We start from the raw sequence: 17,974 nt of genomic DNA, 5'->3' as shown, positions 1-17,974 counted from the left end.
AAAACTACGAATTACGAATTACGAATTACGAATTAGTTAAACGTCGCATTGATTGGTTTGGCAATATTTGGCATTATCTATAAACTCTTGTAACTTATTCAAGGGAATTATCTGCAATGATGACCCACCTTGTACTTCAGCTGCAATGTAAGCAAACTTTTGTCCACGATAAAACTGGTCACGTCCAACTTTGGTGATATATCGGGACTTCTGGAAATCATTGCCAATATTAGAATTATAAATATTTTGTAACAATTTCACTGCATTGGCATTTTTTGTGGTGAATTTGAGGCGTTTATCACCACTAACAGTTATACCTTCTTTAGTTACTGTCCCACTTTGAGAAGTGACATCAGCATAAAAGTATAAATTTCCCTTTGTACCCTCGTAGCCGTGGGCTTCGCTGTTGTATCTTAGTGTTGGTAGTTGAGGTCTGCTCTTTGCCCACTTGACAACGCTGCTGATGTTTTGTTCTGGAAGCGCATTTGCCGGAGTGACAGCCAAAATAACTGCGATCGCAGTTAGGGTAGCATTGAATAAATAGTTAAATTTAAAACTTCTCTGCATAGTATTTCCCCTGTATATAAATTGGTATTTACAGATTCAACCGCCACAAATTAGGAATTTATTTCAGTGCGGTGTCAATTATAAATATGAAGTCTTTAGTAGCAAAAACAACTTAACATCGACTCATGACTACTGTCCAGTAACTAAGTACAACATTTCATTAATTCCTAGCGGATTCTCTGTAAGCCTCTGCGCTTACCTTGGCGTTTAAATAAAAAAGAAACCAGTAGACAGTTTCCATACTACTTAGTTACAAAACTTAGACTTTATCTCAGGCAAACCAGGGTATGCACTTTTAAGACTAGAGGCATTCAAGATATAAGGTTCTACATACTTCTTAATAAATCCGCCTTGAGAACGCAAAACGTTCTAATCTAAAAGCTAACTGGGTTAATTTACTGGCAGTTTTGCAGGCAATACTCTCAAGCTCATAAAGCATAGACACACCGATGTGTCAAGCCTCAAAACAATCCAGACTTAACATATAAACGCTTATGATGGGAGTTTTACAAATCCGATGAGTGTTAAGGCGAGTGGTGGAAGCTCGGTTGCGCGTCCGCAACTATATCAAACCCTAACTGTATCCACGATTATCCAAGCAGAGCAGCAAGACCGCTTCTTGGGAAATGGTGAATTAAATGAACTAGCAAGCTATTTTGCATCTGGTGCAAAGCGTCTAGAAATTTCTCAGACGCTGACAGACAATGCCGAGATTATTGTGTCTCGCGCTGCCAACCGGATTTTTGTCGGTGGTTCGCCAATGGCTTTTTTAGAAAAGCCCAGAGAAGCAGAACTAGTAACCGCTGGTGGTGGTAAAGATGCTAGAGAAGACCTCAGACTAGGAACCGTAACCTACGTTGAAAGTCGTGGTGGGTTCCTAGAAAATTTACGTTCAATCTTTAATTCATCCCCTAGCGGCCCGACACCCGCAGGTTTCAGACCAATTAACATTGCTCGTTATGGGCCAAGCAACATGGCCAAGAGCTTGCGGGATTTATCCTGGTTCTTGCGCTACGCTACTTATGCGATCGTTGCTGGCGACCCCAACATCATAGCGGTGAATACAAGGGGTTTACGGGAAATCATTGAAAATGCCTGCTCTGGTGAAGCAACGCTAGTAGCTTTGCAAGAAATCAAAGCTGGGGCACTTTCATTTTTCCGCAACGATGCTGAGGCTACAGAAATTGTGTCTCAGTACATGGATGTTTTGTTAACAGAATTCAAAGCAGCCACACCTTCAAATAAAGTTCGCCAACGCCCATCTGGCGACCAACAAGGGTTACAACTGCCGCAAATTTACTTTAATGCCGCAGAACGTCGTCCCAAGTTTGTCTTGAAGACTGGGTTATCAGCCACCGAAAAAAATGAGGTAATCAAGGCCGCATATCGGCAAATCTTTGAGCGCGACATTACCCGTGCTTATAGCTTATCCATATCTGACCTGGAATCCAAGGTGAAGAATGGCGACATCTCTGTGAAAGAGTTTGTCCGTCGTTTAGCTAAATCTCCCCTTTACCAAAAACAGTTTTACCAGCCTTTTATTAACAGCCGAGTCATCGAACTAGCTTTCCGTCACATTCTAGGACGGGGACCAAGTAGCCGCGAAGAAGTACAAAAATACTTCTCGATTATTTCTAAGGGTGGTCTACCAGCTTTAGTAGATGCCTTAGTAGATTCTGCTGAATACAGCGACTATTTTGGTGAAGAAACAGTACCCTACCTGCGGGGTCTGGGTCAAGAAGCACAAGAATGTCGCAACTGGGGGCCGCAGCAAGACCTGTTTAACTACAGTGCGCCTTTCCGCAAGATACCTCAGTTCATTACCACATTTGCGGCTTACGAGCAACCGTTACCAGATCAACATCCCTACGGTTCTGGTAATGACCCCTTGGAAATTCAGTTTGGGGCGATTTTCCCGAAAGAAACTCGCAACCCCAGTACCAGTCCGGCTCCTTTTGGCAAGGATACCAAACGCATCCTAATTCACCAAGGGGCAGGGATTAATAACCAAAATAGTAATCCCAGGGCGCGGGGTGAAGCTCCTGGTACTCTTGGGCCTAAGGTATTCAAGTTAGACCAGCTGCCTGGCACTAGAGGTAAAAAGGCTGCCAAAAATTCTAGCGTCAGATTCTCCGAAAGCTCCACGCAAGCATTGATTAAAGCTGCTTACCTACAAGTTTTCGGTCGCGATCTTTACGAAGGTCAGCGCCCGAAGGTATTGGAAATCAAACTGGAAAACGGCGACATCTCGGTACGAGAGTTTATCCGTGCTTTGGCTAAGTCAGATGTGTTCCGCAATCTGTACTGGTCATCGCTGTATGTTTGTAAAGCGATCGAGTATATTCACCGCCGCTTGTTGGGTCGTCCGACTTATGGTCGTCAAGAAATCAACAAGTACTTTGATATCGCTGCTAAACAGGGCTTTTACGCGGTCGTTGATGCCATTATTAACAGCGTAGAATACAGCGAAGCATTTGGTGAAGATACAATTCCTTACGAACGGTATTTGACTCCTGGTGGTGTATCCGGGCGACAATTACGTGTTGGTAGCATTGGCGAAGATATCGGTACTCAAGTCAAGAAGGAAGTAACACCGAGCTTTGTGACACTGGGTACAGTGACAGAAAAGCGGTCAGAACCAGATATTCAGTTCCGCATTAACCAAGGTGTTAGCAAGCAACGGGAACAGACCAAAATCTTCAAGCTTGTGGCCAATACCAGCGACAAAGTTGCAGTCAAAACTTTGATTAGTGCTGCGTATCGTCAGATTTTTGAGCGGGATATTGCACCATACATCGCCAAAAACGAATTTACCAAATGGGAAAGCAAGCTGGGGAACGGCGAAATTAGTGTGAAGGAATTTATTGAAGGTTTAGGTTACTCTAACCTCTACCTGAAAGAGTTCTACACACCTTACCCCAACACCAAAGTGATTGAGTTGGGAACCAAACACTTCTTGGGACGTGCGCCACTAGACCAAGCAGAAATCCGCAAGTATAACCAGATTTTGGCTACTCAAGGTATTCGTGCCTTTATTGGTGCTTTGGTAGATAGTGTGGAATATAACCAGGTGTTTGGTGAAGATACGGTGCCTTACCGTCGCTTCCCGACCCTCCCGGCGGCAAACTTCCCGAATACGGAAAAGCTTTACAACCAGCTGACCAAGCAAAACGATGACGTGGTTGTACCAAGCTTTAAGCCAGTACAAACCCGTGTCGGGGTTAGTAACGATACACCGCTTTTGGTACAAGCGATCGCAGATATCGCAGCCCAAACAAATGGTAAGCCATCCTTTGCTGAACTAGGTCGTTCCTATAACGATGCTAGCGGACAAACCGTGGAAGTGGGTGTGCGTAAACATGCACGTATTTACCGTTTAACAGAAAACACCAACCAAGACGAAAAACAACAGGCAATCAACGCCATTTATCGTCAAGTATTGGATGTATTTAGCGGTGAAGTGCCCGATAATTTCCGTCGCACTGACCTAGATAGCAAACTCCAAAATGGTGAAATTTCCGTGCGGGAGTTTGTGCGTGAACTAGCTAGTTCCCAAATCTATCGCCAGCGCTTCTTATCACCTTATCCTCATGCCAAGGTGATTGAGTTCCTCTTCCGCCATCTGTTGGGGCGTACACCCGCAACTCAGGAAGAAATTGGCCAGTACAACAAGCTGCTAGTCGATAGTGGTTTGTCAGCTGCTGTAGAAGCAATAGTTGACAGTCCAGAATATAGCCGCTACTTCGGTGAAGATGTTGTACCTTACAACCGCTTCCCATCTTTGCCAGTAGGTAACTACCTCGGCAGTGTAGCAGTTGATTAAGGAGTAGGGAGTAGGAAATTAGGGAATAGGGTACAGATTATTTACTGTTCCCTATCCCCTGTAACCTATCCCCTGTCCCCTTCGTAACCTTTCGTAATACCGCTCTCAGATTGCAGTTAAAACAGTAAATTCTGAAAAGCAATATTACAAAGTATTAAGAGCAGTCATAAATGCTCAACAGAATGCCGGAAAATGTTTTGCGGAAGGTAACTGAGTTTGAAAGCTTGTGTACTTATGTTGACCCAAGCAAACTCGTAATTTTTTAGCCGTAGCAGTTGTAAAACTGTTGTGTCTAAAAGGACGAAAAAACAAACTCAGTAAACCAAACTTAAAGTCGCACCAGTTTAATCAAATCCTGGTTTCATTCGTATTGGAGGAATCCATTAATGAGTATTGTCACGAAAGCTATCGTGAATGCTGATGCAGAAGCCCGCTACCTCAGCCCTGGTGAGTTAGATCGGATCAAGTCCTTTGTTGCAAGTGGCGAGCGCCGTGTGCGGATTGCTCAAGTTTTGTCAGAAAATCGCGAACGGCTCGTTAAGCAAGCTGGCGATCAACTGTTCCAAAAGCGTCCTGATGTTGTGTCTCCTGGTGGTAACGCTTACGGTCAAGAATTGACTGCTACTTGTCTGCGTGACCTAGATTATTACCTCCGCCTCGTTACCTACGGTATCGTTGCTGGTGATGTCACCCCCATCGAAGAAATTGGTGTTATTGGTGCCCGTGAACTGTACAAGTCTTTGGGAACTCCTATCGATGGTGTTGCTGAAGGTATCCGTGGGCTGAAGAATGGCTCTACATCATTGCTCTCTGGTGATGACGCTAGTGAAGCCGCTGGCTACTTCGACTACCTAGTTGGTGCCCTTCTAGGATAGGGTAAAGCTGTTTACCTACTTAAACAGAAGTATTGCAATACGGTTGGAAATAAGGAATTAACAACATGGCTCAAGACGCAATTACCGCTGTCATTAACTCCGCAGACGTTCAAGGTAAATACCTTGACTCTTCTGCTTTAGAAAAGCTAAAAGGCTACTTCGCTACTGGCGAACTACGGGTACGTGCTGCTAGCACCATCAGCGCTAACGCTGCTGCGATCGTTAAAGAAGCTGTAGCAAAATCTTTGCTATACTCTGACATCACCCGTCCAGGCGGCAACATGTACACCACTCGCCGCTATGCTGCTTGCATCCGCGATTTGGACTACTACCTCCGCTATGCTACCTACGCCATGTTGGCTGGCGATCCTTCCATCCTAGATGAGCGTGTGCTCAATGGCTTGAAGGAAACCTACAACTCCTTGGGCGTTCCCGTCGGTGCTACCGTACAAGCTATCCAAGCAATCAAAGAAGTAACCGCCAGTTTGGTAGGTTCTGATGCTGGTAAGGAAATGGGCGTTTACTTAGACTATATCTCCTCTGGCTTAAGCTAAGAACTAGTTTGCGCTTAAGAATTTAGGTGCGGCTTTATTAAGGTCTGGAAATCAACCGTGAGTGCTAGAACGTTATATTGCTTATCTTGGTAAATTATCAGTGATGAGTGTTGGTGGTCTAGTATTGATGTTTGATTTCCAGCCTTTGAATGATTAAAAGATTTGCACTCAAGATTTTGAGATAAAAAAGTTTTCACAAGGTATACAGGAGATTTTCAAAATATGTCCCGTTTGTTTAAAATTACTGCTCTAGTTCCTAGCCAAACCCGAATTCGTACCCAACGCGAACTGCAAAATACTTACTTCACTAAGCTAGTTCCTTATGAAAACTGGTTCCGCGAACAGCAACGTATTCAAAAAGCAGGTGGCACAATCATCAAGGTGGAACTGGCAACTGGTAAGCAAGGTGCTAATACTGGCTTGTCGTAATTCTGTAAATAGAATATTATTTTAGGGAATTGGTAAGAGGTCGAGAAAGACCTCTTTTTTGTGGCTTGGATTTTTGCAAATCAAAAGTTAAACATATTTAAAAGCCGATACCCGCGAGTATAAAGTGGAACTGGAGCGTCAGCATTCTGTCTATTCTTAGCCTGTTCAATAGTTTCATCAAACACAATTAGCGTTTCTTTTCCAACCTTCAGCCAGTCTTCATAGGGCACGCTCATATCTTCTTCAATACCACCAATATTAGGTGCTACCATTGCCCGGTAAGCTTCATTGAATTTCCTGCGGAACCGGAAATCTACTGAAATTCTCAAACCTTCAGTTTTCCTTCTTACTGTTTGATGCAATCCACGGGCATCATTAAAGTACATTGTGCCGTGTTGTAGTTGTGCTTCTGTGTAGGAGACAACCATTGGAATATCCCGACCTTCATCGAAGTCTGACATCACTTGCATAGACTGTAATTCCATTTCGCGGGGCATTTCACCTGCTTCGATAGTGATATTATCGATGTCGCCAAATAATGGTAGAACCACTACAGTTGCATCAGCAGCAACACCTGCCCAGACATCACTATGGCATTTTGAGCTAGCAAAGGGCAAACCCAACTTCTTCGCGTCAGTTTTACCGTAGACCATACGGAGATTTACTGGTAAATCTACTGCATCAATCAGGTCATTCGCTCCTAGTTGGTAGAAAGCCTCTGCAACGCTTTTTTGAAAGAGGTTAAATGCCAAAACGTGTTCTCGCTTGGGCATTAAAAGACCTGTGCCGGTATAGTTCGGCAAAGTACTTCTTGCTTCCAGCAGTCGTTCAAGCATTTCAGCTTCCGAAAGAATGATGGGACTATTCAGACACGCTGAAATATAACCCGCAGCAGCAATTCTAATTTGTTGGAATAACTCAGGCTTTAATGTGTGTTCAAATAGTAGTCGGTACTGTCGCCTTGTAGCAATTTTATCGGCAAGCTCATCAAAAAGGCGATCGCCAAGCTCAGAAAATGCGATCGCACGCTCATATTGTAAGCGATCGCGCACTGGTGATTCTGCTAACAGTTCTTCTAACATCATTTCTTCCAACGTTATTCTAAATTAGCTAAATAACTTATGCATCCAAAGCCATTTCGGTTTGAAAACGGATCTGACTATTACAAATTAACAAGGTTATTCTCTTTATACTTCGTAAAATATACTGTTTTATTTCTCTTACCTATCTTGATTAAAAGAGTGAATTTTAACTTGTTTAATAAAGCATAGATGAAGTTGGAGCTTAAAAGCCAAACTATCTATATGTGAAGTTGCTGTTAACTAAGTAACAATACAAGTTCATGAAGTTAAATATAATTTAGCTGTTTATATTTAAAGAAACTAACAAGATGACAATTTTCAGGGTAGCTGCTCTCTGAAAAGGCTAGTTTTTAAACACAAAATCGACAAACAAACGAAAATCGGTAAAATCAACCTTATCAGTAAAACAGATTCATTATTAAATGATATATGTTCAGGCATTTTAGTCTGATCGGACTAAATTAAGTAAGCGTAAGTTAAGTATAAAACAATACTAATAAATGTCAAATCTGAATCACAAAAACTCAACTAAAAACTTATATAATCGCACAGCATCAGAGTGGATTAGAGGAGAACCTACTTCTTTATCAGACTTTACAGCCCGCCCTTTTGTACTAGACCTTTGTCAGCCTGTTGCTGGGTTGCGAGTACTTGATATCGGTTGTGGAGAAGGTTATTGCAGTCGAGAACTAAGCCGACGTGGCGCTGCATGGGTACATGGAATAGACCTTTCCGAAAGCATGATTGCAGCAGCAAAATTGCAAGAAATAGAAGATGGATTGGGTATTAGCTATCAAGTAGGATGTGCTACCAATCTCAAACAGTTTGATCATGGCGAAATTGACTTAGTTGTTGCAGTATTTTTATTTAACTATTTGACAATTGCTCAGACTCAAGAATGCATGGCAGAAGTTGCACGCATTCTTCGTCCAGGCGGTCAATTTGTATTCAGTGTTCCCCATCCCTCTTTTCCATATATGCGGGAGGCAGCATATCCGTTTTATTTTCAAGTTGAAGGTACAGGCTATTTCAGCAAGCGAGATCGGCAGTTTCCTGGTCGTATTTGGAAACGAGATGGTTCTTGGCTAAATGTGCAATTGATTCATAAAACTCTTGAGGATTACTTTAATGCTCTTAAATTTGCTGGCTTCAATACGATGCCAGTTTTACAGGAATTGCGTGTAACTCCAGAACATATCGCAATAGATGAATCATTTTTTAGCCCCTTACTTGATCAACCCCTTCATCTAGCCCTACAAATATTACGATGACACAGACATCTTCTTTAGTTAGAAATTCCTTCCGTGAAATAACGATTAATCATCCTCTATGGAATCATGAGTTCTTAACTCGCTGTCAGACTGGAAATTTATTTTTACCAGACGTACAGGTACTAGCTGTTCAGATGTACAAATTCTCCAAAGAATTTAATCGTATTTTGGCTAGCATCTTGTCTTGCTGCCAAGATGAAACTAGTCAGTTAGTCATCTTGGAAAACCTATTTGACGAAATGGGACAGGGAGATATAACTCAGTCCCACCCAGAATTATTTCGTCAATTTACCCGTGCACTTGGTATCCACGACGAAACTCTGGCATCACTACCCACTGCACCTGAAACTCGCGCCCTTATTGAAACCTACTTGCAGATGCCACATAAGTACGGCTATTTAGCTGCACTCGGTGCTGTCTGTTATGCTTCCGAAGGGATTGTTAGCTCACTCTACACGCAACTATATAAAGGAATTGTTGGCGCTACTCCTTTACCCAAAGAATCGCTGATCTTTTTTGAAGTCCATATTGATGTGGATGACAGTCATGCAGCGAAGCTAGCAGCAGTGATTGAACCTCAGATTACCATGAATGAAGAAGATATTAAGATAAAGCTGGCTATTTCCGAAGCTATGGATGCCCGCCTCCAATTTTTTAACGGTATTCAGCGTCAAATATCTAAATATAGCTTATATCCTGATTCATGGCTACCTTTTGATGAATCCCTGTAGTTAATCTGTCAAGGTTAAATTGATGGGTAAAGAAATTCGTAGTAAGGACTAAAGTCCTTACTATAAAAACTCAAAACTATCTGGATAAAACGAATAAGTGAAAATACGGTTGTAATAATGAGTATTTGTAGCATTAAAATGCGAACAGTTTTTCCTACTTTTTTCGATTTTTAAAGCTGTAATAAAACATTTTAAGATTTGATTACAGAAAGTTTTGTCATTTAAATAAGCCTTTTAAGAAATTAGTTGTCGAGTCTTGGGCGAATTCACAAAGTAAAATTAGGTTCAGCAAGAGGAGGCTTCCATGTACGGATTAGTGAACAAGGCGATTCAAGACATGGTGTGCAGTCGCTTTGGCGAAGATACTTGGAAAACAATCAAGCAGAAAGCAGAGGTGGATGTAGATGTTTTCCTCAGTATGGAAGGCTATCCCGATGACATCACCCACAACCTGGTAAAAGCTGCTAGTGTCATTCTCGGTTTATCTTCCTCAGAGATTATGCAAGCCTTTGGGGAATTTTGGGTTCAGTACACTGCTCAAGAAGGCTATGGCGAATTGATGGATATGAGTGGAGATGAACTCCCTGAGTTTTTAGAAAACCTTGATAATCTTCATGCTCGTGTAGGAGTTAGTTTTCCTAAACTCCAACCCCCATCATTTGAATGTAGTGATATGGAAGAAAATTCTCTGAGCTTACATTATCGCTCTGATAGAGAAGGTTTAACGCCAATGATTCTTGGACTAGTCAAGGGATTGGGAACCAGGTTTGATACAGAAGTCCATATTACCCAAACCCAAAGTCGAGATGAGGGTGCTGAACATGATGAATTTTTAGTGATTTATAAACCAAATTGAGTGCAGTAGCATGGCTCCTCCTCACCTTACACTTTCGCCAGAGTTGCTGGCGAAAGCTTTTCCTTTCCACTTTGCCTTTAACTGTAATCGGGAAATTGTACAAGCTGGTGATGTCTACGGGCGCATTTGTCCTGAACCATTAGTTGGTAAATTGATTGAGCAGCATTTTCAGATCAATCGTCCAAAAATTTTGGTCGATTTTGATGTTATTAGTAAACAGTCTCGTGCCCTGTTTATATTAGAGTTTCTCCACAATGGAATGCATCTCAAGGGTCAGATGATGTATCAACCAGAGGAGGAAGTGATATTTTTTTTAGGTTCTCCCTGGATTACAGATACAACTAGCCTGGCTCCTCTGGGTATAAAACTCAAAGACTTTGCAATCCACGACCCTATTGTTGATTTCTTGTTTCTACTACAATCTCAGAATACTGCTTTAGCTGATGCTAGAAAGTTAACAAATGAACTGAAACAGCAAAGAGCACAACTACGGAGCGCGCTACAAATCAAGGAGAATTTGGCAGAAATTGCTGAGGCTCAGTCTAAAAAATTGGAAAAATCCCTCCGGGAGCTACAACAAACTCAAGCACAATTAGTCCAAGCTGAGAAAATGTCCAGTTTAGGGCAGTTAGTTGCAGGAGTTGCTCACGAAATTAACAACCCGGTTAATTTTATTTACGGTAATTTGAAATATACAAAGGATTATACACAGTGTTTACTAAAACTTGTGCATATTTACCAGCAAGTTTATACCAATCCTGTATCAGAAATTCAAGAATGCATTAAGGAAATTGAGTTAGATTTTTTACTAGATGATTTGCCAAAAATCCTAAATTCGATGGAAGTAGGAGCCGAACGGATTTCTGAAATTGTTTTGTCCCTGCGGAATTTCTCTCGTCTTGATGAAGCAGAGAAGAAAAGAGTTGATATTCACCAGGGACTGGATAGTACTTTACTGATTTTACAGAGTCGCTTCAAGAATAGTGTCGATCGTCCTGGAATCAGAGTAGTGAAAAATTATGGAGATTTACCTTTAGTAGATTGCTACGCTGGCCAACTCAATCAAGTATTCATGAATATTATCAGTAATGCAATCGATGCGCTCGATAATTATGATAGTAGACGCGCGATCGCAGAAATTCATGCTAATCCTAATATAATTACAATTACTACGGAAATCATTGAAACGAACTGTGTAATCCGAATTGCTGATAATGGTTCAGGAATAACAGAAGCAGTTAAGGAACGACTGTTTGATCCATTTTTCACAACTAAGCCAGTCGGTAAGGGTACAGGATTAGGTTTATCAATTAGCTATCAGATTATAGTTGAAAAACATGGGGGAACACTACGATGCGTATCAGAACCTGGGCAAGGAACTGAGTTCTGGATTGAAATTCCCCTATCTATGAACAAACAATCACTTAATTGCATCAAATCATTAAGTTTAATAAAATAAATACTTTCAGTCAATTTTCGAGCGATCGCTCTTAACTATAGCAATTCTAATTTGTTGGTATAAAATACTACTTTCTTGTTACAGATTAGAAATTGCAATTTGTCAGAAATATTGAAATAGTGGTGTATTGAAGTTAACAACTCTAAGATTTATGGTTGTAAAGCCTACTTATGAGTTATAAGTTATGATTTATGAGTTTTATTTTTAACTCCTAATTTCTAACTTTTTACCTGTACCGATCGTGAATCTACGCCGCCTGATTCCAATTTTTGATAGTTCAGTCTCCAACTGGGCATTAGAAGCGCGGTTGTTGCGCTGGTTAACGTTGATTTGGCTGTTCGTCGGCTTAGTCATGCTATTTTCAGCATCATATCCTGTCGCTGATGCCCGTCAGAATGATGGTTTGTACTACTTTAAACGTCAACTGCTTTGGGTCTTAGTTTCCTTAATCGGATTCAATATTATTGTTAATTCGCCATTGCAGAAAATTTTGGGATTATCCCATTGGTTTTTGTTGCTGTTTTTGGGGTTAATTTTTGTCACACTGATCCCAGGATTAGGAAGAAAAGCTTTTGATGCAGCGCGTTGGATTGCGATCGGGCCAATTCCGATTCAACCTTCAGAACTAATTAAACCCTTTTTGGTGTTGCAAAGTGCGCGGCTTTTTGGTCAGTGGGAACGAATTAGTTGGCGGGTTCGCTTCGCTTGGTTGGGTGTTTTTGGTTTGGTACTTTTAGGAATTCTTGCCCAGCCGAACTTGAGTACAACGGCACTTTGCGGCATGACTATCTGGCTAATTGCTCTAGCAGCTGGCTTACCTTACAAGTATCTGGGAGGAACAGCAATTGGTGGAGTGATGTTGGCAGTACTCAGTATTAGTATTAAAGAGTATCAGCGGAAGCGGGTGATGTCATTCCTCAATCCTTGGGCGGATGCTACAGGAGATGGCTACCAGTTGGTGCAAAGTCTACTAGCTGTGGGTTCTGGTAAAACTTGGGGAGCTGGATATGGGCTTTCTCAACAAAAGCTGTTTTATTTACCAATTCAAGATACCGATTTTATTTTTGCGGTGTTTGCTGAAGAGTTTGGCTTTGTTGGCAGTATGGTGTTATTGGTGCTTTTAGCTACATTCGCTACTCTCGGATTAGTTGTGGCACTGAAGGCTAAAAATATAGTACATCGATTGGTAGCGATCGGTGTGACGACTTTGATGGTGGGACAATCATTGCTCCACATCGGTGTTGCTACAGGTTCTCTACCTACTACTGGCTTACCTTTACCCATGTTTAGTTATGGTGGTAATTCTATGATTGCCAGCTTAATAGCTGCTGGGTTGTTGATTCGGGTAGCACGTGAGAGCAGTGAAGCTGAGGTAGTACCGTTGCGAAAACCTCTGCTTGAAAATGGGCGCAGACGCCGAGCTTTTCATAAAACCAGGAATTGAGCTAGCAAAAGCTACGATAGACAAAGTTTTACGCTCTTTGCAGGAATTGAATAGATTATGGAAGACTTAAAGTCTGCAACTTTCATATATCTCTGCTTTTCACATCGCTTAAAAAGTTATCTCTGAGGTAAAGGAGTCTTAAATGGGCTATTGCTAGGTGGCAGAATAGGTGGAATTGGGTTAATGCCAGGTACAGGTATAGGAGTAGGCTCTACTTTTTTGAGTACTGTGATTGCAAATCCTCTTTGCTGGGGTTGTTGCTTACCAGATATATCATTGACTAGCAGTCCGATTTGAGGGGGGAAGGCTTGATTGACTGGAAGCTTCATTGAACCAACAGCTGAAACGTCATTGCCGTATGGTAGAAGTTTAACCTGAATATTTTCTCCCTCTACACTCCAACTCAGGGTAGCAGATTCACCTTCCTTGAGAACCAGATTTGGTTGTTCGCTACCGTTGATTCTAAAAGAGACAATTTTAAATGGTTTTGGTAATATTCCAATTTTTGATTCAGTCTTTTTAAAACTAGTTTTTTGACTTCCATTGTTAGGAAAGGCTTTGATTTCAAATCCAAAGTTTCCAGCTTTAGTTGCTAAAAGAGGAATATTTGTACATCGCAGTTGTTGATTCTGTTGTGTACATAGCTTTTTAAGTTTCGGGTCGGTAATATTACCTTGATTAAATTTATAAGTAATTGGCTCACTATATAATGTACCATCATCTGCGCTGCCAGCGATTTGAATTTGCGCTAACAATAATGGACGGGCAATTGCCCAGCTTAAAAGAATATTTTGACCTTTTGTGTACACTGGTTTATCTGGTTGAAAACTAAGTACTTCAGCAATTTGTTTTTCAGCTATTTCTACTTGGGTTGTTTGGCTAGCTACTTTGTTATTAGGAGAAAATATTTGTATACCATTGCGATAAAAGGCTTGTAATTCAAAAGTGTAATTACCTTTTGTTTTCACTCCAGTTTTTACGTTGCTACAAATTAACTCTTGTTTATCTTGTACCTGACAAGGAGGGATTTCATTAGCACTTCCTTTACCTAGTGTTTCAGGAATGCCATTGCTAAAGTCATAAGTAATAGGCTGAATAGGTTGGGAACCTTTAGCCGTCAAAACTAACTTTTTTAACTGTTTATATTGATGAACTTCCCAGTTTAAAGCTACCTCATCACCTTCAGTAATTTGAGAGTCATTTGCACTAAAATTTTCTAATCTCAAAGGATCGGGGTTTAAAATTCGCCAAATGATAAATCCTATCCCTCCCAATAACCCCAAAATTGCCAAAATTAACAGAATAAATTGCCACCAAGGACGCGGTTTCCATACCAAAGTTCCTTGAGGCAGTGTGTTCGGTAGGGCTAAATTTTGTTGGTCTTTGATGTCGAGTTGAAAGTTGATCACTAGCCCTGCACCAAACCACGGTCGTCGCCACCAAGGTTTGGGTTTGACGGTCAAATTAGCCACAGCACCTCTATTAGGTAATAATCTTACTTCAGTGGGATCAAATTTGTAAGTATATAGTTCTTCTTCGTCTCGACTTTTTAAGTTTAATATCAGTTCGCGGACAATATTGCCCTGGTTAGCTAGTGAGAATTCGTACTTGCCAAGACTACGGCTAACTTGTCCCAAGATGGTATGAAGTTCTATATCTAAGCGATAATTTGTCGGAATTTGGATATACACCAAATCCAGCAGTACTAAGTCTGGAGAGTTTTCTGAATATAGGCGAATTGTCGGCGAATAGCTTCCTGCAAGGGTATCCCCAGGTGGGTGAAATTTCAACAATATTTGACCTTGAGTACCAGGATTGAGTTCTAGTGCAGTTACGTCAGACACTAATCCTGGCCCCTCAAATCCAGTTGCAGGATAATTAATTGTGAACCAATCATCGTCTAAATCTGGGCAACTCAAGCGGAATCTATCTACAAGATAAGAGCGATTGTCAACTATTATCTCTACTTGCAGATACTCACTAGAATTGAAAATTAACGGTTTGTTGGGGTTGGTGTTAGGTCTGATGGAAAATGTCGGGTCGTTCACCCGAATTGCAGTCTGTTCTTTTAGTAGAACCTTAATTTGGTTTGCGAAAGTTATGGGAGTATCTTGTGGATAATGTAGAGGAGAATCTACGACTAGTGTGTAGTCATAGGTTCCTGGGAGAGCATTTGCGGCAATTTGAAACTCAAACCTTACTTCGTCACTATTTTGCCCTGGAGCTAATGCTAAACTTTCTCTAGGAGAACTAGACCAACCAGTTAAATTTTGAAATACTTCGTCAAAAACAAAATATAAATCAATAACCGCACTTTGATTTCCCTGATTGATTACAACAATATATAGTTCAATCGTATCTCCTGGCATCCCAAATTGAATTCCAGGCGGGTTGATAATAACTTGCAGTGGATTGAATTTAGCTTGCATGCCATTGATTCCCTTATTTGATGCGGTGTAATTTGACCTGAAAATCTTCATCACCACTCACAATCATGGTTCCTTGATTAGTTTTCAAGTCGATACTATTGATTTTTTTAGAGCTTTTGTAAATTTGTTTACCTTCTGCTGCTTTTGTTTTGTCGAGCTTATGTTCGGAAGTTAAATACCAAACTAAGACTCGTCCATCATCGCCACCACTTACTAAGAGACTACCATCGTCACTAAATGCTAGAGTCCGCACAGATGTTTTTGATGCTGACCAACGATCTAGTTGCGAACAATTAAGCTCATTTATTTTTTCTAGCGGATTCGGATTTTTGATAGTTTGACACTGATTTAAATCCCAAATGGTAATAAATCCCGCAGAATCAGAAGTTGCAAGGATTTTTCCTGTTGAGTCAGGAACAAAAGCTAATCCCCAAATATAATCTTCAGGCCCAACTAATGGGTCTAGTTTTTCTAGATTTTGCACTGATAAACTTGGGGATTGTTTATCAGATTGAGTTTGATTCCACTGCCACAATATAAAACGCTTAAAGTTTCCAGCAATTACTAGAGTTTTTGCATCTGGGCTGAGATTTAATGCCCGGACTTGGAAACCTGATAGTTTCAATCTACTTTGTACGTCAATAACTTGCGGTTCTGGTAGAAAATCACTGTTAGGCGCTGGTCTTGACCATAGTCTCACTTTACCACTGCCATAACCACTGAATAAGTTAAGTGAGTTGGAGGTGAAAGCTAAATCAAAAACGCGATCGCCTTTTGCTTTAGGATCTTTAAGGTCTTGAAGTTGGCTAATCTTTGCACCTGAAGGAACATCTCTGAGTTCAATGACACCATTATCTAAACCAACAGCAACACGATTATTTTGTAACGGCATGAAGCGCAAGACTTCTACAGCGTCATCGGTAATGGACATCAAGCCTTTGGGCTGTTGCAATTGCTCGCAAGCAAGAGGTTGCCCAGCATACCTTACTGTATCATCAGGGTCTAAACTATCAGCACCAATTCTCCAAAGTCTTAAGGTGCAATCATCTGAACCACTGACCACAGATAAACCAATGCCACTAAAACGCACTGAGTTGACAGAACGAGTATGCATTACACCTCTTGGTTGCAGGATTAATGCTAGGAGTGCAGCTAAAAGTGCGATCGCAGCTAATTGTAGCCATAAAGGTATAATTGGCAGAGTCTTGACTTCTAATGTCTGCGTGGCTGGGTCTGTACTTCCTAAACGTTGGTCGGATAATTCCGATTTAGCCTCCAGCAACAAAGTTTTGCCGATTCCAATCCAAGGACGTTTTGTTTTAACATCGAGAATGACTTTACTTGTCTCTCCTAGATGAAGATTGGCGGTTTCGGGAAGCTTTTTAAAACTACATTTTCGCCTGTCTCTACCCTGCACCTGCACATTAATTTCTTGGTTGAGATTGCTAGCGTTTTTAAATAGTAATTCAAAGGAAGCTGTATCAGATTTCCAGTCAGGCAACCATGCCGATTTATTGGGGATTTTCAGGTGTTTTTCGGTGGTAGTAAAGTCTATAAAACCCACTGGTAAAACTTCAATGTTGCCTTCAGCGTTAGTTGGATAACCATTATTGCTAACAGCTTCAATAGTAAAAGGGTAATTTTGACTGGGCGCTTGCACTACAGAAGGAGGTTGGCATTGGAATGTAGCTTCTGCTAAACCACCTGCATCTAAGGGTAATCGGCGTTCTGCACTGCCAGCCAGCCAAGACGGATCGACGCCTGTAAAACGTAGCATTACCTCAGTTGGTTGTTGCCCCAAGTTTCGCACCCGTACTGGTATATCGACAGAATTGCGGGGATAAACTTGGAACTCTCGTACAGGTAATTCTACACTTAAATGTGTTGGTCTATTGTCTCGCTCAATTTTCAGGCGTAGCACAAGTCTGGACTGTTGTGCTAATTGCGGTGAAAAAATATTTACCATCAGGTTGACAGTACCAACAAATCCCGGAATGGGTGTATTGAATACGAAAACTTGGAAGATGGTACTACTCCCCGGTGGCTTGGCTGCCGCTACCTCTGGTTCGAGTCTATACCAGCGATATCCTGTGTTGCGGATTTCTCCCGCCGCAGTAATTTCTATTTGAAAATTGACGAAGCGATCGCTGTCATTATTGACAGTTACCTCAAATGATACAGGAGTATCACCTGGACGAAAGGTTAAGTTCTGAGTAGAAAGGCTGGCATTAATAACACTTTTTTCCATGCTATTACTTATAATATTTTTTTATATTCTGCATAACTAGCGCTATTAAAAAATTAATGTCTCGTGAAAACGTGACAATAGCTTTTTTCCTTTGATTATTGAAATTTATATACTATTAAATATTGTGTAATAAATTGGCCAATTTATAAAAGTCATTTTCAAAGGCGATCGCTAATAGAGATATGAGTGAAAAAAATGTAGAGACA

At 41.1% G+C, this 17,974-nt stretch carries 12 protein-coding genes and 1 pseudogene; 9 read left to right on the top strand and 4 right to left on the bottom strand.

Annotated features, from left to right (window positions below; genetic code table 11):
- Positions 1-36: 36 nt before the first annotated feature.
- Positions 37-567 carry a hypothetical protein gene (locus V7K61_RS06815; protein WP_335052094.1) on the bottom strand — a complete coding sequence of 177 codons (531 nt, stop codon included), beginning with the start codon at positions 565-567 and terminating at the stop codon, positions 37-39.
- A gap of 517 nt (positions 568-1,084) precedes the next feature.
- Here V7K61_RS06815 and V7K61_RS06810 point away from each other — a divergent pair.
- The 4 genes and pseudogenes from V7K61_RS06810 to V7K61_RS06795 all read left to right on the top strand — a co-directional run.
- A pseudogene (locus V7K61_RS06810) lies at positions 1,085-4,378 on the top strand (phycobilisome rod-core linker polypeptide); the annotation flags it as partial.
- A 398-nt stretch (positions 4,379-4,776) separates the two neighbouring features.
- Positions 4,777-5,265, top strand: a complete 489-nt coding sequence (apcA, locus tag V7K61_RS06805) for an allophycocyanin subunit alpha (protein WP_099100538.1) — start codon at positions 4,777-4,779, stop codon at positions 5,263-5,265.
- A 65-nt stretch (positions 5,266-5,330) separates the two neighbouring features.
- On the top strand, positions 5,331-5,819 hold the full coding sequence (apcB, locus tag V7K61_RS06800) for an allophycocyanin subunit beta (protein ID WP_069068902.1): 489 nt from the start codon (positions 5,331-5,333) through the stop codon (positions 5,817-5,819).
- A 222-nt stretch (positions 5,820-6,041) separates the two neighbouring features.
- Positions 6,042-6,248: a phycobilisome linker polypeptide gene (locus V7K61_RS06795; protein WP_094349821.1), complete on the top strand. Its 207-nt coding sequence runs from the start codon at positions 6,042-6,044 to the stop codon at positions 6,246-6,248.
- Between the two features lie 80 nt (positions 6,249-6,328).
- On the opposite strand, the gene V7K61_RS06790 is transcribed toward V7K61_RS06795, so the two are convergent.
- Entirely contained in the window at positions 6,329-7,333 is a 1,005-nt protein-coding gene (locus V7K61_RS06790; protein WP_335052090.1) for a hypothetical protein, read from the bottom strand.
- Positions 7,334-7,830: 497 nt separating this feature from the next.
- On the opposite strand from V7K61_RS06790, the gene V7K61_RS06785 reads away from it, so the two are divergent.
- The 5 genes from V7K61_RS06785 (at position 7,831) to V7K61_RS06765 (ending at position 13,091) form a co-directional block, all read left to right on the top strand.
- Positions 7,831-8,601, top strand: a complete 771-nt coding sequence (locus tag V7K61_RS06785; protein WP_335052088.1) for a class I SAM-dependent methyltransferase — start codon at positions 7,831-7,833, stop codon at positions 8,599-8,601.
- Complete coding sequence (locus tag V7K61_RS06780) at positions 8,598-9,332, top strand: TenA family transcriptional regulator (protein WP_335052086.1); 735 nt, start codon at positions 8,598-8,600, stop codon at positions 9,330-9,332. The genes V7K61_RS06785 and V7K61_RS06780 overlap by 4 nt, the downstream gene beginning before the upstream one ends.
- A 304-nt stretch (positions 9,333-9,636) precedes the next feature.
- Positions 9,637-10,188 (top strand): heme NO-binding domain-containing protein, encoded by a 552-nt coding sequence (locus tag V7K61_RS06775; protein ID WP_335052084.1) that lies wholly within the window; start codon positions 9,637-9,639, stop codon positions 10,186-10,188.
- A gap of 10 nt (positions 10,189-10,198) precedes the next feature.
- The gene (locus tag V7K61_RS06770) at positions 10,199-11,647 is read left to right on the top strand and encodes a sensor histidine kinase (RefSeq protein WP_335052082.1); all 1,449 of its coding nucleotides are present in this window, start codon (positions 10,199-10,201) and stop codon (positions 11,645-11,647) included.
- A 241-nt stretch (positions 11,648-11,888) separates the two neighbouring features.
- Positions 11,889-13,091, top strand: coding sequence for an FtsW/RodA/SpoVE family cell cycle protein (locus V7K61_RS06765; RefSeq protein WP_335052080.1), 1,203 nt, complete (start codon positions 11,889-11,891; stop codon positions 13,089-13,091).
- A 116-nt stretch (positions 13,092-13,207) separates the two neighbouring features.
- On the opposite strand, the gene V7K61_RS06760 is transcribed toward V7K61_RS06765, so the two are convergent.
- Both V7K61_RS06760 and V7K61_RS06755 read right to left on the bottom strand, forming a co-directional pair.
- Positions 13,208-15,520, bottom strand: a complete 2,313-nt coding sequence (locus V7K61_RS06760; protein WP_335052078.1) for a COG1470 family protein — start codon at positions 15,518-15,520, stop codon at positions 13,208-13,210.
- 13 nt (positions 15,521-15,533) lie between these two features.
- The gene (locus tag V7K61_RS06755) at positions 15,534-17,768 is read right to left on the bottom strand and encodes a hypothetical protein (protein WP_335052074.1); all 2,235 of its coding nucleotides are present in this window, start codon (positions 17,766-17,768) and stop codon (positions 15,534-15,536) included.
- Positions 17,769-17,974: the final 206 nt, after the last annotated feature.

Origin of the sequence: Nostoc sp., from assembly GCF_036918015.1 — a bacterium.
Taxonomy (GTDB): domain Bacteria; phylum Cyanobacteriota; class Cyanobacteriia; order Cyanobacteriales; family Nostocaceae; genus Nostoc.
This window is presented reverse-complemented; position numbering and strand designations above follow the sequence as displayed.